16 protein-coding genes and 1 pseudogene are annotated in these 20,327 nt (G+C 66.6%); 5 read left to right on the top strand and 12 right to left on the bottom strand.

The annotated features are described in order from the left end of the window. Nucleotide 1: 1 nt before the first annotated feature. From AC23D4_RS01390 to AC23D4_RS01380, 3 genes and pseudogenes are all read right to left on the bottom strand, one after another. Nucleotides 2-988: a branched-chain amino acid ABC transporter permease gene (locus tag AC23D4_RS01390; RefSeq protein ID WP_472889429.1), complete on the bottom strand. Its 987-nt coding sequence runs from the start codon at nt 986-988 to the stop codon at nt 2-4. Continuing rightward, nucleotides 985-1,722 (bottom strand): ABC transporter ATP-binding protein, encoded by a 738-nt coding sequence (locus AC23D4_RS01385; RefSeq protein ID WP_472889428.1) that lies wholly within the window; start codon nt 1,720-1,722, stop codon nt 985-987. Before AC23D4_RS01385 ends, AC23D4_RS01390 begins: the two co-directional genes overlap by 4 nt. Then, nucleotides 1,719-1,862 (bottom strand): annotated as a pseudogene (locus tag AC23D4_RS01380) (ABC transporter ATP-binding protein); the annotation flags it as partial. The pseudogene AC23D4_RS01380 and the gene AC23D4_RS01385, both read right to left, overlap by 4 nt. A 102-nt stretch (nt 1,863-1,964) precedes the next feature. Here AC23D4_RS01380 and istA point away from each other — a divergent pair. Both istA and istB read left to right on the top strand, forming a co-directional pair. Next, nucleotides 1,965-3,509 carry an IS21 family transposase gene (gene istA / locus AC23D4_RS01375; RefSeq protein WP_487623627.1) on the top strand — a complete coding sequence of 515 codons (1,545 nt, stop codon included), beginning with the start codon at nt 1,965-1,967 and terminating at the stop codon, nt 3,507-3,509. Then, a complete protein-coding gene (gene istB, locus AC23D4_RS01370) occupies nt 3,499-4,320 on the top strand; it encodes an IS21-like element ISThsp19 family helper ATPase IstB (RefSeq protein ID WP_487623626.1) in 822 nt (273 codons plus the stop codon). Before istA ends, istB begins: the two co-directional genes overlap by 11 nt. A 106-nt stretch (nt 4,321-4,426) precedes the next feature. Here istB and AC23D4_RS01365 read toward each other — a convergent pair whose 3' ends face one another. From AC23D4_RS01365 to AC23D4_RS01355, 3 genes are all read right to left on the bottom strand, one after another. Beyond that, nucleotides 4,427-5,218 (bottom strand): TRAP transporter large permease subunit, encoded by a 792-nt coding sequence (locus AC23D4_RS01365; RefSeq protein WP_472888551.1) that lies wholly within the window; start codon nt 5,216-5,218, stop codon nt 4,427-4,429. A gap of 19 nt (nt 5,219-5,237) precedes the next feature. Next, nucleotides 5,238-5,774 carry a TRAP transporter small permease gene (locus AC23D4_RS01360; protein WP_472888550.1) on the bottom strand — a complete coding sequence of 179 codons (537 nt, stop codon included), beginning with the start codon at nt 5,772-5,774 and terminating at the stop codon, nt 5,238-5,240. A 72-nt stretch (nt 5,775-5,846) separates the two neighbouring features. Further along, complete coding sequence (locus AC23D4_RS01355) at nt 5,847-7,001, bottom strand: C4-dicarboxylate TRAP transporter substrate-binding protein (protein ID WP_472888549.1); 1,155 nt, start codon at nt 6,999-7,001, stop codon at nt 5,847-5,849. A gap of 246 nt (nt 7,002-7,247) precedes the next feature. On the opposite strand from AC23D4_RS01355, the gene AC23D4_RS01350 reads away from it, so the two are divergent. Genes AC23D4_RS01350 through AC23D4_RS01340 form a run of 3 tightly spaced genes read left to right on the top strand, consistent with a single transcriptional unit; the run spans nt 7,248 to nt 11,352 of the window. Continuing rightward, nucleotides 7,248-9,359, top strand: a complete 2,112-nt coding sequence (locus tag AC23D4_RS01350) for a 3-hydroxyacyl-CoA dehydrogenase NAD-binding domain-containing protein (protein WP_472888548.1) — start codon at nt 7,248-7,250, stop codon at nt 9,357-9,359. A gap of 35 nt (nt 9,360-9,394) precedes the next feature. Then, nucleotides 9,395-10,579 carry an acetyl-CoA C-acyltransferase gene (locus tag AC23D4_RS01345; RefSeq protein ID WP_472888547.1) on the top strand — a complete coding sequence of 395 codons (1,185 nt, stop codon included), beginning with the start codon at nt 9,395-9,397 and terminating at the stop codon, nt 10,577-10,579. A gap of 8 nt (nt 10,580-10,587) precedes the next feature. Next, nucleotides 10,588-11,352 (top strand): crotonase/enoyl-CoA hydratase family protein, encoded by a 765-nt coding sequence (locus tag AC23D4_RS01340; protein WP_472888546.1) that lies wholly within the window; start codon nt 10,588-10,590, stop codon nt 11,350-11,352. Between the two features lie 144 nt (nt 11,353-11,496). Here AC23D4_RS01340 and AC23D4_RS01335 read toward each other — a convergent pair whose 3' ends face one another. Genes AC23D4_RS01335 through AC23D4_RS01310 form a run of 6 tightly spaced genes read right to left on the bottom strand, consistent with a single transcriptional unit; the run spans nt 11,497 to nt 20,310 of the window. After that, nucleotides 11,497-13,095: an acyl-CoA synthetase gene (locus AC23D4_RS01335; RefSeq protein ID WP_472888545.1), complete on the bottom strand. Its 1,599-nt coding sequence runs from the start codon at nt 13,093-13,095 to the stop codon at nt 11,497-11,499. 33 nt (nt 13,096-13,128) lie between these two features. Further along, a complete protein-coding gene (locus AC23D4_RS01330) occupies nt 13,129-14,700 on the bottom strand; it encodes an acyl-CoA synthetase (RefSeq protein WP_472888544.1) in 1,572 nt (523 codons plus the stop codon). A 25-nt stretch (nt 14,701-14,725) separates the two neighbouring features. Beyond that, nucleotides 14,726-15,505, bottom strand: a complete 780-nt coding sequence (locus AC23D4_RS01325) for an enoyl-CoA hydratase/isomerase family protein (RefSeq protein ID WP_472888543.1) — start codon at nt 15,503-15,505, stop codon at nt 14,726-14,728. 20 nt (nt 15,506-15,525) lie between these two features. Continuing rightward, on the bottom strand, nt 15,526-17,502 hold the full coding sequence (locus tag AC23D4_RS01320; protein ID WP_472888542.1) for an acetyl/propionyl/methylcrotonyl-CoA carboxylase subunit alpha: 1,977 nt from the start codon (nt 17,500-17,502) through the stop codon (nt 15,526-15,528). A gap of 15 nt (nt 17,503-17,517) precedes the next feature. After that, on the bottom strand, nt 17,518-18,672 hold the full coding sequence (locus tag AC23D4_RS01315; RefSeq protein ID WP_472888541.1) for an acyl-CoA dehydrogenase family protein: 1,155 nt from the start codon (nt 18,670-18,672) through the stop codon (nt 17,518-17,520). Between the two features lie 18 nt (nt 18,673-18,690). Then, nucleotides 18,691-20,310, bottom strand: a complete 1,620-nt coding sequence (locus AC23D4_RS01310; protein WP_472888540.1) for an acyl-CoA carboxylase subunit beta — start codon at nt 20,308-20,310, stop codon at nt 18,691-18,693. Nucleotides 20,311-20,327 lie beyond the last annotated feature (17 nt).

Below are 20,327 nucleotides of genomic sequence, written 5' to 3'. Positions count from 1 at the left end.
ATCAGCGGTTCGTGACCGGGTACACGCCCTGCGGTCGCCACAGCAGGATGGCAACCATCAGCGCGATGTTGGAGAACAGCGCGACCTTGGGGGCGAGGAAGCCGGTGTAGTTGGCCATCAGGCCCACCAGCAGCGCGCCGATCAGCGCGCCCAGCGTGGAGCCCAGGCCGCCGATGATGATGACGATGAAGATCAGCACGTTGACCTGCGCGCCCATCTGCGGCGTCACGCTCTGCTGGTACAGGCCCCACATCACGCCGCCCAGACCGGCCAGCGCGCTGCCGGCCACGAACACGCCGACGAACAGGCGCTTGATGCGGTAGCCGAGCGACTCGACCATCTCGCGGTCCTGCACACCGGCGCGGATCAGCAGGCCGACCTTGGTGCGGTTGAGCGTCCAGACCATGGCGGCGAACACGGCAGCGCCCACCAGCACCGCCATGATGCGGTAGCGCTCCACCGAGGCATCGCCCAGCAGCAGCGAGCCACGCAGCGCCTCCGGCAAAGGCAATGCAATCTGCTCGGGGCCCCAGATGACCTTGATCATCTCTTCACCGATGATCATGCCGCCCATGGTGATGAGGATCTGCTTCAGGTGCATGCCGTACACCGGGCGGATGATGAAGCGCTCGAACACCAGGCCCAGCGCACCCGCCACCGCCATCGCCACCAGCATCGCGGGCAGCAGCGCCAGCAGGTTCATCCACAGGCTGTCGGCCACCGTGTAGGTGCCCATGCTGGCGAGCACCGTGGTGGCCACGAAGGCGCCGAGCGCGATGAACACGCCGTGGCCGAAGTTGAGCACATCCATCAGGCCGAACACCAGCGTGAGGCCCGAGGCGATGATGAAGACGATCATGCCCATCGCCAGCCCGGCCACGGTGAGCGTGAGCCAGGTGGACGGGCTGCCGATGGCCGGCAAGGCGACCAGCGCCAGCACCGGCACCAGAGCCATGGGTTTCCAGTCGAGTTCTTTGAAGGCGATCATTGATGCGCTCCGAGTGAGAGGCCCAGCAGACGGGACTGCATCGATTCATCGGCGGCCAGTTCGGCCATCGGGCCGCTGTGCACCACGCGCCCGTCGTCCATCACGGCGACCGAGTCGCCCAGCTGGCGCGCGAAGTTGAAGTTCTGTTCGACCAGCAGGATCGTGGTCTGTGCCGCCTTGAGCTGGCGAAAGGCCTCGATCATGTTCTGGATGATGGCGGGCGCCAGGCCCTTGCTGGGCTCGTCGATCAGCAGCAGCTTGCGCGGCTCGACGATGGCGCGCGACACCGCCAGCATCTGCTTCTGCCCGCCAGACAGCTTGCCAGCCGGGTGGTTCCAGAACTTCTTCATGGCCGGGAACAGGCTGAAGATCCACTCCAGCCGCGTGGTGTCGATGTGATCCAGCGTGCGCGCGCCGCGCGCGGCCAGCAGCATGTTTTCGCGCACCGAGAGGTCCGAGAAGATGCCCATGCTCTCGGGCACGTAGGCCACGCCGCTGTGCGCGATGTCGGGCGTGGGCTTCTGCGTGATGTCCTCGCCGTCGAGCACCACCGTGCCCTGGCTGGCGTGCCACAGGCCCATGATGGTGCGCAGCGTGATGGTCTTGCCCGCGCCGTTGCGGCCCAGCAGCATGGTCAGCTGTCCGGCGGGCACGGTGAGGTCGACGCCGTGCAGGATGTGGTACGCGCCGATGTGGGTGTGCACGCCGGCCAGTTTCAGCAGGGTCTCGCTCATGCAGCCGCCTCTTCTTTCTCTTCGGGGTTGATGCCGAGGTAGGCCTGCTGCACCACCGGCGAGGCGATGACCGTGACCGGGTCGCCATCGGCCACCAGCTCGCCGTTGTGCAACACGATGATGCGTGTTGGCGCCGACCGAAAACTGAGCCACTTTTGAGGGTAGTGCCGACCCAAAACTGAGCCAGGTGAACAACCTACTCTGCTGTTTTTATGTGCAGCAGAGGACAAGGAGTGATCACCATGGACATGATTGGCAGGATCCGGCATTTGCATGCCCGGAAGAACAAATCGGAGCGCGAGATATCGCGCATGACAGGGCTCTCGCGCAACACGGTGGCGAAGTGGTTGCACGGCGAGGTGGACGGCCCGCCGAAGTACCGGCGCGGCGAACAGCCCAGCAAACTCACGGCGTTCCATGACGCACTCAGGCAGGCCTTGAAGGCCGATGCACGTCGGCCCAAGCACGAGCGGCGCACGGCCAAGGCGCTGTACGCCGAGATCAGGCGCGCGGGCTACGAGGGCGGGTACACGCGAGTGACCGACTTCATCCGGGCATGGCGCCAGAGCGAGGGTCAGGGGTCTGCGGGCAACGCCTTCGTGCCGCTGACCTTCGAGCTGGGCGAGGCCTTCCAGTTCGACTGGAGCGAGGAAGGCATGGTGATCGGTGGCATCTACTACCGGGTGCAGGTCTCACACATGAAGCTGTGTGCTTCACGGGCCTTCTGGCTGGTGGCCTACCCCAGCCAGGGCCACGAGATGCTGTTCGATGCCCACACCCGGTCGTTCGCGGCACTCGGCGGTGTGGCCCGACGCGGCATCTACGACAACATGAAGACCGCTGTAGACAAGGTCAAGAAGGGCAAGGGTCGCATCGTCAACGAGCGCTTTGCCACCATGTGCGCGCACTACCTGTACGACCCGGACTTCTGCAACGTGGCCAGCGGCTGGGAGAAAGGGGTGGTGGAGAAGAACGTGCAGGACAGCCGTCGGCGCATCTGGATCGACGCGGCCAAGATCAAGTTCGGCAGCTTCACCGAACTCAACGCCTGGCTGGGCCAGCGCTGCCGCGCGCTGTGGGACGAGGTGCGCCACCCCGAGCACACCCAGTTCAGCGTGGCCGAGATGCTCGAACACGAGCGCGCGCACCTCATGCCCATGCCGGTGCCGTTCGACGGCTACGTCGAGAAACCCGCGCGGGTCTCCAGCACCTGCCTGGTGTCGGTGGCGCGCAACCGATATTCCGTGCCGTGCGAACGGGTCGGCCAGTTGGTCAGCACACGGCTGTACCCGGGCAGCGTGGCCATCGTGGCCGACGACACCATCGTGGCGCGCCACGAGCGGCTGAGCAACGCGGGCGAGACCCGGTACGACTGGCAGCACTACATCCCGCTGCTGCAGAGGAAGCCCGGTGCCCTGAGGAACGGCGCGCCCTTTGCCGACATGCCCGAGGCCCTGCAGCGGCTGCGCCGAGGGCTGCTGCGCAACCCGGGTGGCGACCGGGTGATGGCGCAGGTGCTGGCCATTGTGCTCAGCGCCGGTCTGGACGCGGTGCTGGTGGCCATCGAGCTGGCACTGGAGAGCGGTCCACCGGGCAAGGTCAGCGTGGAGCATGTGGTCAACGTGCTGAACCGGCTCAACGCGCAGCCGATACCGCCCACGGCGGCCACACTGTTGAAGGTGAGCACGCCGCCGCTGGCGAACACGGCTCGCTACGACAGCCTGCGTTCGGACACCGTGGGCAACATTGTGGGAGTGACCACCGAAGGAGCCGGCCATGAAGACTGATGTGCTGGTCGAACTCAAGGCACTGCGCCTGCACGGCATGGCCGGGGCGTGGGCCGATCTGGTCGAGCAAGGGGGTGGTAAGGGAGGCGGTGTGGGCATCGAGTCCTCGCGCTGGCTGATCGAGCACCTGTTGCAGGCCGAGGGCACGGACCGCGCGATGCGCTCGGTCAGCCACCAGATGCACGCGGCGAAGTTCCCGGTGCACCGCGACATGGCGGGCTTTGACTTCGAGGTCTCGCCGGTGGACCGCAAGCTGGTGGAGACTCTGGCCACCACGGCCTTCACCGACGAGGCGCACAACGTGGTGCTGGTGGGCGGGCCGGGCACAGGCAAGACCCATCTGGCCACGGCCATGGGCGTCTCGGGCATCACCCGGCACGGCAAGCGGGTGCGCTTCTACTCCACGGTCGATCTGGTCAACGCACTGGAGCAGGAGAAGGCCCAAGGCAAGGCCGGGCGCATCGCAGCCAGCCTGCTGCGCATGGACCTGGTCATTCTGGACGAGCTGGGCTATCTGCCGTTCAGCCAGGCCGGCGGGGCGTTGCTGTTCCACCTGCTGAGCAAGCTGTACGAACACACCAGCGTGATGATCACGACCAACCTGGACTTCGCAGAATGGTCCAGCGTGTTCGGCGACGCGAAGATGACCACCGCGCTGCTGGACCGTCTCACTCACCACTGCCACATCGTGGAGACAGGCAACGAGTCGATCCGTTTCAGTCGCAGCACAGCTGCAGCCAAGAAGCGTATCAAGGCCCGCGAGCAGGCGCGAAAGAATACCTCGACGCAGGCTGAGCCCGACCCATTCTGAGCAAGTGCCGTGCTGTGCAAGCCGCTACAGGCTACGCCCTGCGCGGCTTGCACAGCGCCTTCAACACAACAACAAGGAGATCGCCGAACCAGGACAGCACCTACACTTATCCACAGCCGACCCCACAAAAGTCGGCTTCCACCCCTGGCTCAATATTCAGTCGGCACGGTGGCTCAAATTTGGATCGGCGCCGACAGCCAATCATCACGAGCAGGATCGGCCACACGTCCCTGAGCGCCTTGACCTTCTCGACCATCGGAATCTCTTCCTTGATCGAGGGTGCCAGCTCGGGGTTGAGCTTGACTCGCACCAGGATGACCAGGATGTAGCTCACCATGGTGAGCAAGCCAATGGCCACGCCCCCCAGGAACAGCTCGGTGATCGAGGTCTGCGCGATGATGCCGTACAGGATCATGATGATCGATGGCGGGATCAGTGCACCGATGGTGCCGCCTGCAGCCACGGTTCCGGTCGCGAGTTCGGCGCTGTAGCGTTGCTTCATCATCTCGGGCACCGCGATGCGACCCATGGCCGCCGAACAGGCCACTGACGAACCGCAGACCGAGGCGAAGCCCGCGCAACCGAGAATGCCCGATATGGCCAGCCCTCCGGGCACGCCCGCGAGCCACATGCGGGCAGCGCGGAACAGCCCTTCTGTGAGCCGTGCGTGGTAGCAGACAAAGCCCAGCAGCAGGAACATGGGCACCGAGCTGAGCACCCAGTTGGTGGAAAACTGGTAGGGGATCACACCCAGCGAGCCCCAGGCCACATTCCAGCCCATGATGGTCCATATGCCCGCGAAGGACACGGTGATCATCGATACGCCAATGGGCACGCGCAGGGCAATGAGGGCCAGCAACAGCCCGATACCCACCAGGCCGACTTGTACGTCTGTCATATTGTCTTTCCTTGGCCGATCAATCCGCGTCCACCGTGGGCGCAGCCCGCTCGGTGTCCAGGCCCGAGGGCTGGCTGGTGAGGTAAACGATGAACTTGTAGGCCACCACCAGGAACATCAGGCAGCAACCGAGTGGCAACACAAAGTAGGTGGGCCAGACCGGCAGGCTGTCTTCCCCTTGCACGACGGAGGCCTTGATGCCGTACTTGCTCATGGCTTCTTCCCAGGAGCGCAGGGTCAGGGCCGCGAACACCGCAGCCGAGAACAGCAGCATCCAGCCCGCGAGATGCTTCTGCAGCCACTTGGGCATGCGTTCCGTGATCACCTCCACCGAGATGTGAGCCTGCTTCTGCTCGGCAAAGGCCAGCGGCATGAAGGCCGCGATCGCCATGTAGTAGTACGAGACGATGGTGATCGTCCCCGGCAGCGGGTAGTTGAAGAAGTTGCGCGCGATCACGTCCAGCGTGATGTGCAGCATCATCAAGGCGATGGCCAGACCCGAGATCACCGTCAGGAAGTTGATGAAGCGGGAGAGGACTTTGCCAAGGGCATACATGGCGGCTCCTTTGGGTTGGGTTGGTCAGGGACAGCGGTGCCGCGCCGCTTCAAGCGGCGCGGCATCCACGCATCACATGCCGTAGGTGTTGGCGTCCACCTTCGAGAACACCTCGTTCCAGTACAGGTCGGCCAGCTTCTCGCGGCTGTCGACGTTCTGCACCAGGCCCACCCACTTCTCCAGCACCGGCCGGAACTGGGCCAGCAGCTCCTCGCCGCGCTTGACGCCATGGGTCTTGGCGAAGAACTCCACGATGGTCTTCATGTCCTGCGCGGCAAAATCCCGGGTCTTCTGCAACAGGGCGGCGTCGGGCTGGTGCACCCGGCCACCGCGCTTCTTCACGAGCTCGATCACTTCCTTCTCGCGCTGGTGGTACACGTAGGGCACGTAGGACGGCATCACGGTGCCAGCACGCAGCATGGCCTGACGCTGGTCTTTGGTCAGGCTGCGCCAGACCTTGGTGTTGACCTGAGAGATGGCGGTACCGGCGAAGATGCCGCCGGGCACCTGGACCGTCACGTCGCTCACGGCCTCGATCAGGCCCAGGTTGGTGAGCTCAGGCAGGGAGACCACCACGCAGTCGACCACGCCTTGCTTGAGGGCCTCGAGCGCCTCGTTGGACGACATGGTCACGGGCTGGGCGCCCATGGCGCGGGCCCAGCGCGACCAGTGCGATCCGGCCACGCGCAGGCGCTTGCCCTTGAGCTCGGCCTCGTTGCGCACCGGCTTGCTGCAGTTCAGGTAGTAGGGCGAACTGCCGGCCGTTCCCGTGAACACCTGGTTCTGCCGGGAGAACTCGTTCATGCACTCGGGGCACTTGGTGAACACGAACTCGGTCATCGCACCCACGTAGGCCATGCCCTCCTTGCCGCGGACCCGCTCGTCCATCGTGAGCAGTTGCATGGACGATTCAGCCAGCAGGTTGAAGTGCGGGTACTCGGCCGGGAAGTACGGGGCCAGCAGGTAGCCGATGTCGGCCATCCCGTCGCGCAGGCCGGCGGAGGTCTCGGCGAAATTCAGCAACGACAGGGGGTAGACCTTGACGTTGAGCTGGCCGTTGGTGAGTTTCTTGAGCGTTGCGGCGTACTCCTGACCGGCCTTGTCCGAGTCAGATCCCGGGGGAAAGCCCATCGCATAACGCAGGTCTCGCGCCTGGGCGCCAGAGACCGCCAGCGCAACCGAAGCGGCCAAAACACCAGAGGTCAGAAGTTTTTTCCAAAGTTTCATGAGAGGGTCCTGAGACGAAGATTTCGACGAACGACATCGCCAACAACAAACCGCAGAACCGGTGAATGCCCAGCCTGCGGAACACCCCCCAATGGTTAGGGAGGGCAAGCCTTTGCGTCTTGCGTCTATTGGCTGGAGCGTGCGGGGGTTTTACCGGGGGGGCCTGCCACCGGCCCCGACCACTTGGCGCAAGACAAGCACTGCGTCGGCACCTAAGCTGATAAGACCTACCCGACTGCTGGACCCATGACCACATCTCCCGTCACCCTGAAAACCGAAGGCGCCGTCGGCGTCCTTGTCATCCACAACCCGCCTGTCAACGCCCTCTCGCCCGAGACCGTGCAGGGACTGATGGATGGGCTCGCGGCCTTCGAGGCGCAACCCACCTTGCAGGCTCTGGTGGTGCATTGCGAAGGCCGGACCTTCGTCGCCGGCGGCGACATTGCCGCTTTCGAGGACCCGACCTTCAGCGCTGCGCCCTACAACAGTTTCCTGGCCCGCCTGGAAGCCTGCTCCCGACCGGTGGTGGCAGCCCTGCACGGCACCGCGCTGGGTGGAGGCCTGGAACTGGCCATGGCCTGCCACTGGCGCGTGGCAGCTCCCGGTACCCGCGTGGGATTGCCGGAAGTCAAGCTGGGGCTGATCCCCGGTTCGCTGGGCACCCAGCGCCTGCCAAGACTGGCCGGGGCACAGCGGGCACTGGACCTGATGCTCACCGGGCGCATGATCGCTGCCCAGGAGGCACTGACCGCCGGCATCATCGACGAGATCAGCGAGCAGCCTCCACTGGACGCAGCGCTGGCCCGCGCCCGGTTGCTGGCGCAGCAAGGCACAACACCGCGTCGCAGCGGTGCATTGACCGTGCAGGCGGCGTCGCTGCCCGAAGGTCTCATCGACCAGGCGATGGCCGCGGCGAAGGCCAGGCCGCAATACCCGGCGCACGAAGCCATCGTGGCTTGTGTGCAGGCGGCCGCCACCCTGCCCTTCGATCAGGGTGAACAGGTCGAGGCGCAGTGGTTTGCCAAGGTGCTGCGCTCGGGCACCTCCAAGGCCATGCGCCATCTGTTCTTTGCCGAGCGCGCGGCCGAGAAGATCCCCGGTCTGCCCAGGGACGTGACCCTTCGACCGATCCGCAAGGTCGGCGTGCTGGGCGCCGGCACCATGGGTGGCGGCATTGCGATGTGCTTCATCAACGCGGGCTATGAAACGGTGCTGGTGGAGGCTTCGGCCGAGGCCCTGCAGCGCGGCATGGACACCATCCGCAAAAACTACGACGCCACCGTGAGCAAGGGCAAGCTCGCAGCCGACGAGCGCGACCGCCGCCTGGCCCGTCTGACCCCCTCCCTGCAGGACACCGATTTCGCCAGCTGCGACATCGTCATCGAGGCGGTGTTCGAGAACATGGCGCTCAAGCAGCAGATCGCGCAGCGCCTGGGCCAGGTGTGCAGGCCCGGCGCCATCATTGCCACCAACACCTCCACGCTGGACGTGGACGCCATCGCCACCGCCTCGGGTCGTGCCGCCGACGTGCTGGGCACCCACTTCTTCAGCCCGGCCAATGTGATGCGCCTGCTGGAGGTGGTGCGCGGCGCCCGGACCGCCCCCGACGCACTGGCCACGGTGATGCAACTGGCCAAGCGCATCGGCAAGGTGGCCGCCGTCTCGGGTGTGTGCTACGGCTTCATCGGCAACCGCATGGCCGAGGTCTACATGCGCGAGGCCGAGTTCCTGCTGCTCGAAGGCGCCACGCCCGTCCAGATCGACCAGGCCATCGAAAGCCTGGGCCTGGCCATGGGGCCGTGCCGCATGCTGGACATGGCCGGCATCGACGTGGGCGCCAAGACCGTCATCGAGTATGAAAAAGCCGGCGGCCTGCCGCCCGACGCCACCTACCGCGTGGTGGTGCGAAAACTGTTCGAGCAGGGCCAGTTCGGCCAGAAGACCGGTGCCGGCTACTACCGGTACGAAGGTCGTACCCCGCTGGCCAACCCGCAGACGCAGGCCACCTGCGATGCCCTGGCCGCACAGCACGGTATCGCGCGCCGCAGCGACATCAGCGCCACCGAAATCACCGAACGCCTGATCTACAGCATGGTCAACGAAGGCGCCCGCATCCTGGAAGAAGGCATCGCCTACCGCGGCAGCGACATCGACGTGGTGTGGACCGCCGGCTACGGCTTCCCCGACCACCAGGGCGGCCCGATGTTCCTGGCCGACGAGCGCGGCCTGGCCCACGTGGTGCAACGCCTGGACCACTACGCCGCCACGCGTGGCAACCCCTTCGGCTACTGGACCGTGAGCCCGCTGCTGCGGCGCCTGGCCAGCGAAGGCCTTCGCCTGTCGCAGTACGCCAGCTGACATTGCCCCCCAACCCATCATTCACCGGAGAATCCATGAGAGAAGCAGTCATCGTGTCCACCGCCCGCACCCCCATCGGCCGGGCCTTCAAGGGCGCTTTCAACCACACCAAATCACCCTCGCTGATGGCGCATGCCCTGCACCACGCCATCGATCGCGCCGGCATCGATGCCGCGGAGATCGAGGACGTGGTCATCGGCTCGGTGCTGACCGCCGGCACGGCCGGCATGAACCTCGCGCGCAACGCCCTGCTGGCGGCCGGCCTGCCCTTGACGGTCGCCGGACAGACCATGGACCGGCAATGCGCTTCCGGTCTGATGGCCATTGCCACCGCCGCCAAACAGGTGATGGTCGACGGCATGGACGTGGTGGTCGCGGGTGGACAGGAAAACGTCTCCGCGGTGCAGAACGCCTACATGAAGTGGGCTGCGGCCGAGGCCGATCCGGCCGTCATTGCCCGGGCAACGCACGCCTACATGCCCATGCTGCAGACGGCCGAGTTCGTGGCCAGGAAGTACGGCATCAGCCGCGAAGCGCAAGACCTGTACGCGCTGCAGTCGCAGCAGCGCACCGCCGCCGCGCAACAGGCCGGCCACCTGGATGCCGAGATCGTGCCCATCACCACGCAGATGGCGGTGATGGACAAGGCCACCGAGCAGGTGAGCTACCGCGAGGTCACGCTCTCGCGTGACGAAGGCAACCGCCCGGAAACCACGCTGGAGAGCCTGCAGGGCCTCAAGCCGGTGATCGAGGGCGGCGTGATCACCGCCGGCAACGCCAGCCAGCTTTCGGACGGCGCCTCGGCCTGTGTGGTGATGGATCGCGCGCTGGCTGAAAAACGCGGTCTGGCACCGCTGGGCGTCTACCGCGGCATGGCCGTGGCCGGCTGCGCGCCCGAGGAAATGGGCATCGGTCCCATCCATGCCATCCCGAAGCTGCTGGCGAACCATGGCCTGAAGGTCGACGACATCGGCCTGTGGGAACTCAATGAGGCCTTTGCCTGTCAGGCCCTGTACTGCCGCGACCATCTGGGCATCGACCCGCAGCGCTACAACGTCAACGGCGGGGGCATCTCCATCGGCCATCCCTACGGCATGACCGGCGCGCGCCTGGTGGGGCACGCCCTGATCGAAGGCAAACGACGTGGCGTGAAGTACGTGGTCGTGACCATGTGCGTGGGTGGCGGCATGGGCGCCGCCGGCCTGTTCGAAGTGGCCTGAGCCCCGCCATGAGCGACGAATTGCTTCTCGAATCCCATGGCCCCGTGCGTGTGCTGCGCCTGCAACGGCCGCAGGCGCGCAATGCGATGACCGGGACGCTCGCCCGGGCGATCGCAGCAGCCATTGATGCCTTCGAAGCCAGCGACGCATGGCGGGTGGCCGTCATCACCGGCGAAGGCGGCCACTTCTGCGCGGGGATGGACCTCAAGGCATTCACCCGCGGAGAGCTGCCCTGGGACCCCGTGCGCGGGTTTGGCGGACTCACCGAGCGACCACCGGCCAAGCCCATCATCGCGGCGGTCGAAGGCTACGCGGTGGCCGGCGGGTTCGAGCTGGCGCTGGCCTGCGACCTGATCGTGGCGGCCGAGAACGCACAGTTCGGTCTGCCCGAGGTGCGTCGCGGTCTGGTGGCGTCGGCCGGTGGTCTGATGCGGCTGCCCAGACGCCTGCCCTATTTCCTGGCCATGGAAATGGCACTGACCGGTGACATGCTGCCGGCCCAGCGGGCCTGGTCACAGGGTCTGGTCAACCGGCTCACTCCGCCGGGCGAGGCACTGGCACAGGCGCTGGAACTGGCGGATCGCATTGCAGCCCAGGCACCGCTGGCCGTGCGCACCAGCAAGCAGATCGTGGTGCAGTCGGCCACCTGGGCACCTGACGAGATGTTTGCCCGCCAGGCGCCGCTGGCCGACCCGGTGGGCCGTTCCGAAGATGCGCTCGAAGGGGCCCGTGCCTTTGCCGAAAAACGCGCACCCCTCTGGCGCGGTCGCTGACGCCATTTCCCCATCCGCGGCCCTGTTTCAGGGGGAACCCGACCCAGGAAGCCCGAGATCGACGGGTTGGTCCCTGGGTCAGCGACCGAACCGGTCCTCCGTGTTCACCGAAGCTGTTGATCGGGCTTCGGTGAACGGGACTGTTCAGACGATCGGATCCGATGGTTGATCCCGCAGCTTGTACTTGAGGATTTTCCCCGTTGGATTGCGTGGCAACGCCTCGACAATGCGCAGCTGCTTGGGCACCTTGTAACGCGCCAGGCGTTCGCCGGTGAACTCGCGCATCTCGTCCAGCGTGAGGCTGCTGCCCGGCTTGAGGGCGACCACCGCCACCACGGCTTCGCCCCACTGCGGATCGGGCGCGCCGATCACCGCCACCTCGGCCACCGCGGGGTGTGCGTACAGCACGCTCTCCACCTCGGCGGGATAGACGTTCTCCCCTCCAGAGATGATCATGTCCTTGACGCGGTCGCAGATGTAATAGAAGCCCTGCTCGTCAAAGTAGCCCACGTCGCCGGTGCGGAACCAGTGGTCGTCGCCGATGGCGTGGCGGGTCGCCTCCGGCTGGTTCCAGTAGCCGCGGGTGACGTTCATCCCGCGCACGCAGACCTCGCCGCGCTCTTGCGGCTGGGTCACCTCCCGACCGTCGGCGGCGAGGATGCGCACATCGGTCAGCAGCGGCGAAACGCCCACAGAGCCGATCTTGCTGACAGCCCACTCCGACGACAGCGCGGTGGCCATGGCAGCGGTCTCGGTCAGGCCATAGCCCTGCTGCACCAGGATGCCGCGCTGATCCATGAGGTGCAGCAGCGGCTCGGGGCACGGTGCGCCACCACACATGATGAAGCGCACGGACGAGATGTCGGCCGAGGCGAAGTCCGGGTGCTGGCTGATGAACAGCAGCATGGCCGGCACCACGAAGATGGTGGTGACCTTGTAGCGCGCGATGTCGCGCAGCGCAGCGGCCGGATCGAAACTGCGGTGCAGGACGATGTGCGCACCCTTGAGGAAGGTGGTGAGCGTGAGCACGTTGAGCGCGCCGATGTGGAAGACCGGCGCAAACGTGAGCAGCACGTCGTCGGGCCGGATGTCGAGCATCACCAGCTCGCTGACATGGTTCCACCAGAAGTTGCCCGCCGTGAGCATCGCGCCCTTGGGGCGTCCGGTGGTGCCCGAGGTGTACATGATCACGGCCACATCGTCCTGATGGGGCTGGTGGGATTCGGTCACGGGGGCGGCGCCTGCCATGGCCTGCGCGGCATCCGGCCAGCGGGCGCCATCGTCCGGGCTGCCGTGGGCACACAGGTAGCGGCTGCAGTTGAGTTTTCCGCGCACCGCTTCGATCACGGGAATGTGGTCGGCATCGACGATGAGCGTGTGCACGCCCGCATCGTTGATGATGTATTCGAACTCCGGGCCGGCCAGGCGAAAGTTCAACGGCACGAAGATCGCGCCGATCTTGGAACACGCGAACAGTGCGACGAAGAACATGGGGTGGTTGAACCCCAGGTAACCGACGCGGGTGCCCGGCTGCACCCCGCCGGCGCGCAGGGCACCGGCCATGCGGTCGATGCGCGCGAGCATGTCGGCGTAGGTCCAGGTCTCGCCCTCGAAGGTCAGGGCCTGGCGGTTGCCGTCGCGCCGCGCGCGCTCGGTGAACCACTGGCCCATGCCGATCTTGGGCAATGGCGCGGGCACGCCGCCGAAGCCGTCGGTCAGCGCAGGGGATGGGGCTTGGGTCATGGTGTCTCCTGAATGGGTTCGGTACGGGAATGGTCAGTGGCGGGTGTTCTGTTCGCGCAGCCGGCCCTTGAGCACCTTGCCCGTGGGGTTGCGCGGCAAGGCATCGACCACGCGCAGTTCGCGCGGCACCTTGTAGCCAGCCAGGCCCTGCCGAGCGAAGGTCTGCAGTTCTTCGAGGGTGAGGCTGGCGCCGGGCTTGAGGGCGGCCACGGCCACCACCCGTTCGCCCCAGTGCTCGTCGGGAGCGCCGATCACGGCCACCTCGGCCACCGCCGGGTGGTGGTAGAGCACGCTCTCCACCTCGGCCGGGTAGATATTTTCACCGCCGCTGATGACCATGTCCTTGAGACGGTCGCAGATGAAGTAGAAGCCGTCCTCATCCACATAGGCCACGTCGCCGCTGCGGAACCAGCCTTCTGCATCGAAGCTGGCGGCGGTGGCATCGGGCCGGTTCCAGTAGCCCTTCATCACGTTGCCGCCGCGGATGCACAATTCACCCTTCACATGGGGTTCGGTGATGGGTGTGCCGTCGAAATCGGTCAGGCGAACCTCGGTCAGCAGGGCGGGCGTTCCACAGGAACCCTGCTTGTCGATGCCCCGCTCGGGCACCAGCAGGCTGACCGTGGCGGTGGTCTCGGTCATGCCAAAACCCTGGTTGACCGGGATCTGGCGTTCGGCGTAGCGCTGCAGCAGCGGCACCGGCATGGGCGCACCCCCCACGGCGATGGTGCGCAGGCTCGACAGATCGGCCGCGGCAAAGGCGGGGTGCTGGCTCATGAAGAGCAGCATGGAGGGCACGGCAAAGGTCACGCTCACGCGGTACCTCGCCATGTCGCGCATCACGCCCTCGGCGTCCCAGGCACGGTGCAGCACCAGGTGGGCGCCGGCCTGCAGGGCCGGCAAAGACACCGAACAGAGGCCACCCACATGAAACAGCGGTGCGAAGTTGAGCACCACGTCTTCGCAGCGCAGACCGTTGCTCAGGATGCCGTTGAGGTTGTTGGTCCAGAAGTTGCCATGCGTGAGCATGGCCCCCTTGGGATGGCCGGTGGTCCCCGAGGTGTACATGATCAGCGCCACTTCGTCGGGCTGCACGGGCACCTCGGGCGGCACGCTGGCAGGCGCCACGTCCAGCGGTGGCAGCGCACCCCAGCCCGTCGCCGCGCCGTCCGTCGACAGGTAGTGCCGGCAGCCCAGGCCGCTGCGAATGCCGTCGATCACGGGCCGGTGGTGCACATCGGCCAGCAGCAGGCTCACGCCGGCATCTTCGGCAATGAAGGCGATCTCCGGCCCGGTGAGCCGGAAGTTCAGTGGCACGAAGATGGCATTCAGACGCGCGCTGGCGAACATCGCGACCAGGAAATGCGGATCGTTGAAGCCAAGGTACCCGACGCGATCACCGGGCAGCACGCCATGCGCAGCCAGCACGGCTGAAAACGCCTCGACCCGGCGCTGCAGTTCGGCATAGGTCCAGGTGTGCTCATCACAGGTGAGCGCGGGGCGTGCGGGGTGGCGCCCGGCCACGCGTCGCAGCCACACGGCCAAGCCCAGCACGGGGCTGGGCACGGCGGCCCGGGAGCCGGGCCACTGGGGTTGGGTGCTCATGAAGGGGCTCCGGGTAACGCGGGACTCAGCGGCCGGTCCACACGGGCTTGCGGCGTTCGTTGAACGCGGCCAGGCCTTCCTTGGCGTCTTCGGTCATGGCCAGCAGCGCGATCTGGCTCTCGGTGTAGGCGATGGCCTGGTCGAAGGACATGGCCTCGATGGCGCGCATGGCGTACTTGCCGCGCCGGATGGCCGTGGGCGACTTGTCCACCAGTCGCGCAAGCAGCCAGCTGGTCCTGGCGTCCAGTTCCGATGCCGGCACCACGTGGTTCACCAGGCCGGCGGCCAGCGCATCCTGGGCGCTGATGGGTTCGCCGGTCAGCGCCCACTCGCGCACCAGCCGGCGCGGCACCAGATCCTGCAGCAGGCTGAGCACCTGCATCGGGAACACGCCCACCTTCACCTCGGGCAGGCCGAACAGCGCGTGGTCGGCCACCACGGCCATGTCGGCCATGCACAGCAATCCCATGCCACCGGCCATGCAGGTGCCGTTGATGCGGGCGATGATGGGCAGGGTGGCGTTCTGCGCATCGCGCAGCAGGTCGGCGTAGTCCACGCTGGGCTTGGCGTAGTCGAAGGCAAAGCCTTTGCCGGGCTGCAGGTCGCCGCCGGCGCAGAAGGCCTTGTCGCCCGCGCCGGTGATGACGATGGCGCGCACCTCGGGATCGGCATGCGCCTGCCGGATGCCCTCGCGCATGGCGGCCACCACGCCACCGTGGATGGCATTGCGCTTCTCGGGGCGGTTGATGGTGATCCAGAACGCCTGGCCCCGGCGTTCGAGCAGCACGTCTTGCACGTCACTCATGGGGGTCTCCTTGGTTTGGCTCAGGCGGCGACGGGCGCCTCGATCTCGGCCAGCACGCGGCGCAGGGTGACCTGCTCGCCCACGCCCACGCTCAAGGCGTTCACGCGCCCGCTCACCGGCGCCAGGTGCACGTGTTCCATCTTCATGGCTTCCAGCGTGACGATGGGCTGGCCCGCCTCGACCTGGTCGCCCTCGGCCACCAGCACGGCGACCACGCGCCCGTTCATCGAAGCGCGCACCTTGCCGTCGCCCCCTCCATCGGCTGCGCGCTCGGCCGCGCTGCGGGTGTGGTCATTCACGGCGAGGGGCTGGCCGCGGTAATGCAGCAGCAGCTGGGGGCCGTCGCGCAGGAACACGGCGGTCTCCATCACGCCGTCCAACACCACGCGCACCTGGTGCGGGGTGATCTCCACCAGGTCAAGGGCGTGCTGCCGGCCTTCGACCTGGATGTCGAAGCGGTGCGCGCCGCTCTGGGTGAGCTGGGCATTGTGCTTGGTGCCGTCGATCTCCAGCCGCATGCCCACCGGCAGCGAGTGCGCCAGGCGGCGCAGGCCGGCACGCGTGGGGCTGTGGTTGGCGGTCTCGAACAGCAGCAGCGCGGCCAGGGCCACGGCGCGTTCGCGGGCCGCGGTGTCCACCTGCAGCAGCTCGTCCTGGTGCTGGGCAATGAAGGCGGTGGTGGCGCCGCCGGCGGCAAACACCGGGTGGCGCAGGCAACTGCCCAGGAACACCTGGTTGGTGGTCACGCCCAGCGCCACCGTCTGGTGCAGGCCGAGCAGCAGGCGCCGGCGCGCCTCGTCGCGCGTGGCGCCGTGGGCGATGACCTTGGCGATCATCGAGTCGTAGTAGGGCGGGATCTCGGCGCCGGTGCGCAGCGCCTGCTCCACGCGCAGGTTCTCGGCGGCATGCCACAGCAGCATGGTGCCGCTCTGGGGCATGAAACCCTTGCCCACGTCTTCGGCGCACAGGCGCACTTCGATGGCGTGGCCCTGGAAGGTGACGTCCTCCTGCCGCAGGGGCAGCGCCTCGCCGGCGGCCACCCGCAGCTGCAGCTCCACCAGGTCCAGGCCGGTGATGGCCTCGGTGACCGGGTGCTCCACCTGCAGGCGGGTGTTCATCTCCATGAAGAAGTAGTTCCCTTCCTGGTCCAGCAGGAACTCCAGGGTCCCGGCCCCCTCGTAGCGGATCGCCTTCACAGCGGCCACGGCGGTGGCACCCATGCGCTCGCGCAGCTCGGCATTGACAGCCGGTGACGGAGCCTCTTCGATCACCTTCTGGTGGCGTCGTTGCACCGAACAGTCGCGCTCGCCCAGATGGATGGCGTTGCCATGACGGTCGGCAAAGATCTGGATCTCGATGTGGCGCGGCTCGATGATGGCGCGTTCCAGGATGACCTCGGGATCACCGAAGGCGTTCTGCGCTTCGGACTGCGCGCTGCGCAGCAGGTCGGGGAACTCCCTGGCGCTGTGCACCAGGCGCATGCCACGCCCGCCGCCACCGGCGGTGGCCTTGATCATGACCGGGAAACCGATGCGCCCGGCCTCGGCCAGCAGACGGCCTTCGCTCTGGTCTTCGCCCTGGTAGCCGGGGATGCAGGGCACATCCGCGTCCATCATGATTTTCTTGGCGCCGGCCTTGTGGCCCATGGCGATGATGGCCTCGGGCGAGGGACCGATGAACACCAGCCCCGCCTCGCGGCAGGCGCGGGCAAAGTCTTCGTTCTCGGCCAGGAAGCCGTAGCCCGGGTGCACCGCATCCGCGCCGGTCTGGCGCGCCGCCTCCAGGATGGCGTCGATGCGCAGGTAGGACTGCGAGGGCAGCGGCTCGCCGATGCACACGGCCTGGTCGGCTTCGAGCACATGGCGCGAACCGGTATCGGCGGTGGAGTACACGGCCACCGTCTGGTAGCCCATGGTGCGTGCGGTACGGATCACGCGCAGCGCGATTTCACCGCGGTTGGCGATCAGGATCTTGTGGAAAGGAGTGGATGTGGTCATGGCAGGCATCGGGGGTCAGGCGGCTTTGGGGAAGATGCCCATGTTCTTGCACAGGATCTGGAGCATGACTTCGTCGGCGCCACCACCGATGGAGGGCAGGCGCATGTCGCGGTACAGGCGGGAGATGAGGCTTTCCTTGACGAAGCCCATGCCACCCCAGTACTGCAGGCAGCCGTCGGTGACCTGGCGCACCAGGCGCCCCGCCTTGAGTTTGGCCATGGTGGCGATGTGCGTGGCGTCCTCCTGGCGCACGACCATCTCCACCCCGCGCCAGCACAGCGTGCGCACGGTCTCCACGTCGGCCTGGAACTCGGCCAGCTTGAAGTGCACGAGCTGGTTGTCCAGCAGCGGCCGGCCAAAGACCTTGCGCTCGCGCGTGTATTCGATGGTGATGTCGATGGCGCGCTGGGCGAAGGCCGTGGTGTTCAGCGCGCCCCACAGGCGCTCGATCTGGAACTGCTCCATCTGGTAGATGAAGCCCATGCCCTCCTCGCCGATGCGGTAGCGCTGCGGCACGCGCACTTCGTCGAAAAACAGCTGCGCGGTGTCGGAGGAATCCATGCCGATCTTGCGGATCTTCTTGGCCACCTCGACGCCCCTGGTCTTCATGGGCACGACGATGAGCGACTTGTTCTTGTGCACCGGCCCGTCGGATGTGTTGGCCAGCACGCAGCAGAAGTCGGCCTGGGTGCCATTGGTGGTCCACATCTTGCCGCCGTTGATGACGTAGTCACCGCCGTCCTTGCGGGCCGTGGTCTTGATGGATGCCACGTCGGAGCCGCTGCCCACCTCGGACACTCCCAGGCAGCCCACGAACTCGCCCGAGATGGCCGGTGCCAGGAACTCGGCGCGCAGCTCGTCGCTGCCGCGCTCGGCCAGGGCCGGGGTGCACATGTCGGTCTGCACGCCAATGGCCATGGGGATGCCACCGCAGTTGATCTGCGCCAGCTCTTCGGCCAGCAGCGCGCCGTAGGAATAGTCCAGACCCATGCCGCCGTTCTCGACGGGCTTGTTCAGGCCCAGCAGGCCGAGCTCGCCCATCTGGCAGAACAGTTCGTGGGCGGGAAAGATCTCGGCCTCTTCCCAGGCGTCCACGTGGGGGTTGACCTTCTCGGCGATCCAGCGGCGGATGGTGGACCGGATCTGTTCGTGTTCGTGCGTGAATTGCATGGTGTGACTCCTCGGGCCTCAGGGACGGGCAACGGAAAACTGCATGGTCTGTGGCTCGCGCGCGGCCGATTCGCGGCAGACGGCCAGCACATTGGCCAGCACGGCACGCGTGTCGCGTGGATCGATCACGCCGTCGTCGAGCAGTTGCGCGCTGGTGGTGAACACACTCATCTGGCGATCGAAGCGGTCGATGATGTTCTGCTTGAGCGTGTCGATCTTGGCCTGGTCCACCTCGCCCTTGCGGCGCATGGCCGCCTCGGTGACGATGGCCATGGTCTGTGCGGCCTGCTCGCCACCCATCACCGCCGTCTTGGCGTTGGGCCACGAGAAGCAGAAGCGCGGATGGAAGCCCCGGCCGCACATGCCGTAGTTGCCGGCACCGAACGAGGCGCCGCAGTAGATGGTGATCTGGGGCACCGTGGCACTGGTCACGGCCTGGATCATCTTGGAGCCGTGCTTGATGATGCCGCCCTCTTCATAGGCCCGGCCCACCATGAAACCGGTGGTGTTGTTCAGGTAGAGGATGGGCGTCTTCGACTGGCAGCAGGCCTGGATGAAGTGGGTGGCCTTGGTGGCACCGGCCGGATCGATCGGACCGTTGTTGGTGATGACACCCAGCGGCCAGCCTTCGATCTTGATGTGGCCGCACACGGTCGCGCCGCCGTAGTTTTCGCCAAACTCCAGGAACTCGGAATCGTCCGCGATGCGGGCGATCACCTCTTTCATGTTGACCGGGCGCTTGTGGTCCATCGGCATGACGCCCAGCAGTTCCTCGCTGTCGTAGCGCGGGAGCTTGAAACGGCGTGGCGCGTCGGCTGGCATGCCGTGGTTCCAGTCGATCTGGCCCAGCACTTCGCGGGCGATGCGCAGGGCGTCGCGATCGTCTTCGGCCAGGTAGTCTCCCAGGCCCGAGATCGAGGTGTGCATCGCCGCACCGCCGAGTTCTTCTTCGGTGGCGATTTCGCCCGTGGCGGCCATGAGCAGCGGCGGGCCGGCCAGGAAGGCCCTGGAACGCCCCCGCACCAGGATGATGTAGTCGGACAGGCCCGTCTGGTAGGCACCACCGGCGGTGGACGAACCGTGCGTGACCGTGACCACCGGCAGACCGGCCGCCGACAGCCGCGCCAGATTGCGGAAGCTGCTGCCGCCCCGCACGAAATCCTCGACACGGTAGGTCAAGAGGTTGGCCCCCGCGCTTTCCACGAGCTGCACGTAGGGCAGCTTGTTCTCCAGCGCCAGCTCCTGCACCCGCAGCAGCTTGTCCAGGCCCATGGGCTGGAGCGCGCCGGCGTCGATGCCGGAGTCGGACGCCAGCACCATGCACCGCACGCCATTGACGAAGCCGATGCCGGCGATCACCCCGCCACCGGGCGCGCTCTTGTCCAGATCGGGGTTGTCCAGCCCCAGGCCGGCCAGGGTGGAGAGTTCGAGGAACGGTGCGCCGGAGTCCAGCAGCAGCGACAGGCGTTCACGCGGCAGCATCTGGCCGCGCTTTTCAAAGCGCTCGCGCGAGGCGGCCGATTTCTGACGGGTGCGCGCTTCGTACAGCCGGACGCGGTCCAGCAATGCCTGCATGCCTTCGCGGTTGGCGCGGTAGGCATCGCTGGCGACGGACAAGGATGACTCGATGTTTGCCATGGTGTGCTCGGTTGATA

The organism is Hydrogenophaga sp. L76 (assembly GCF_057654755.1).
Note: the sequence above shows the minus strand (reverse complement) of the source record. Positions and strands in the feature narration are given on the sequence as shown.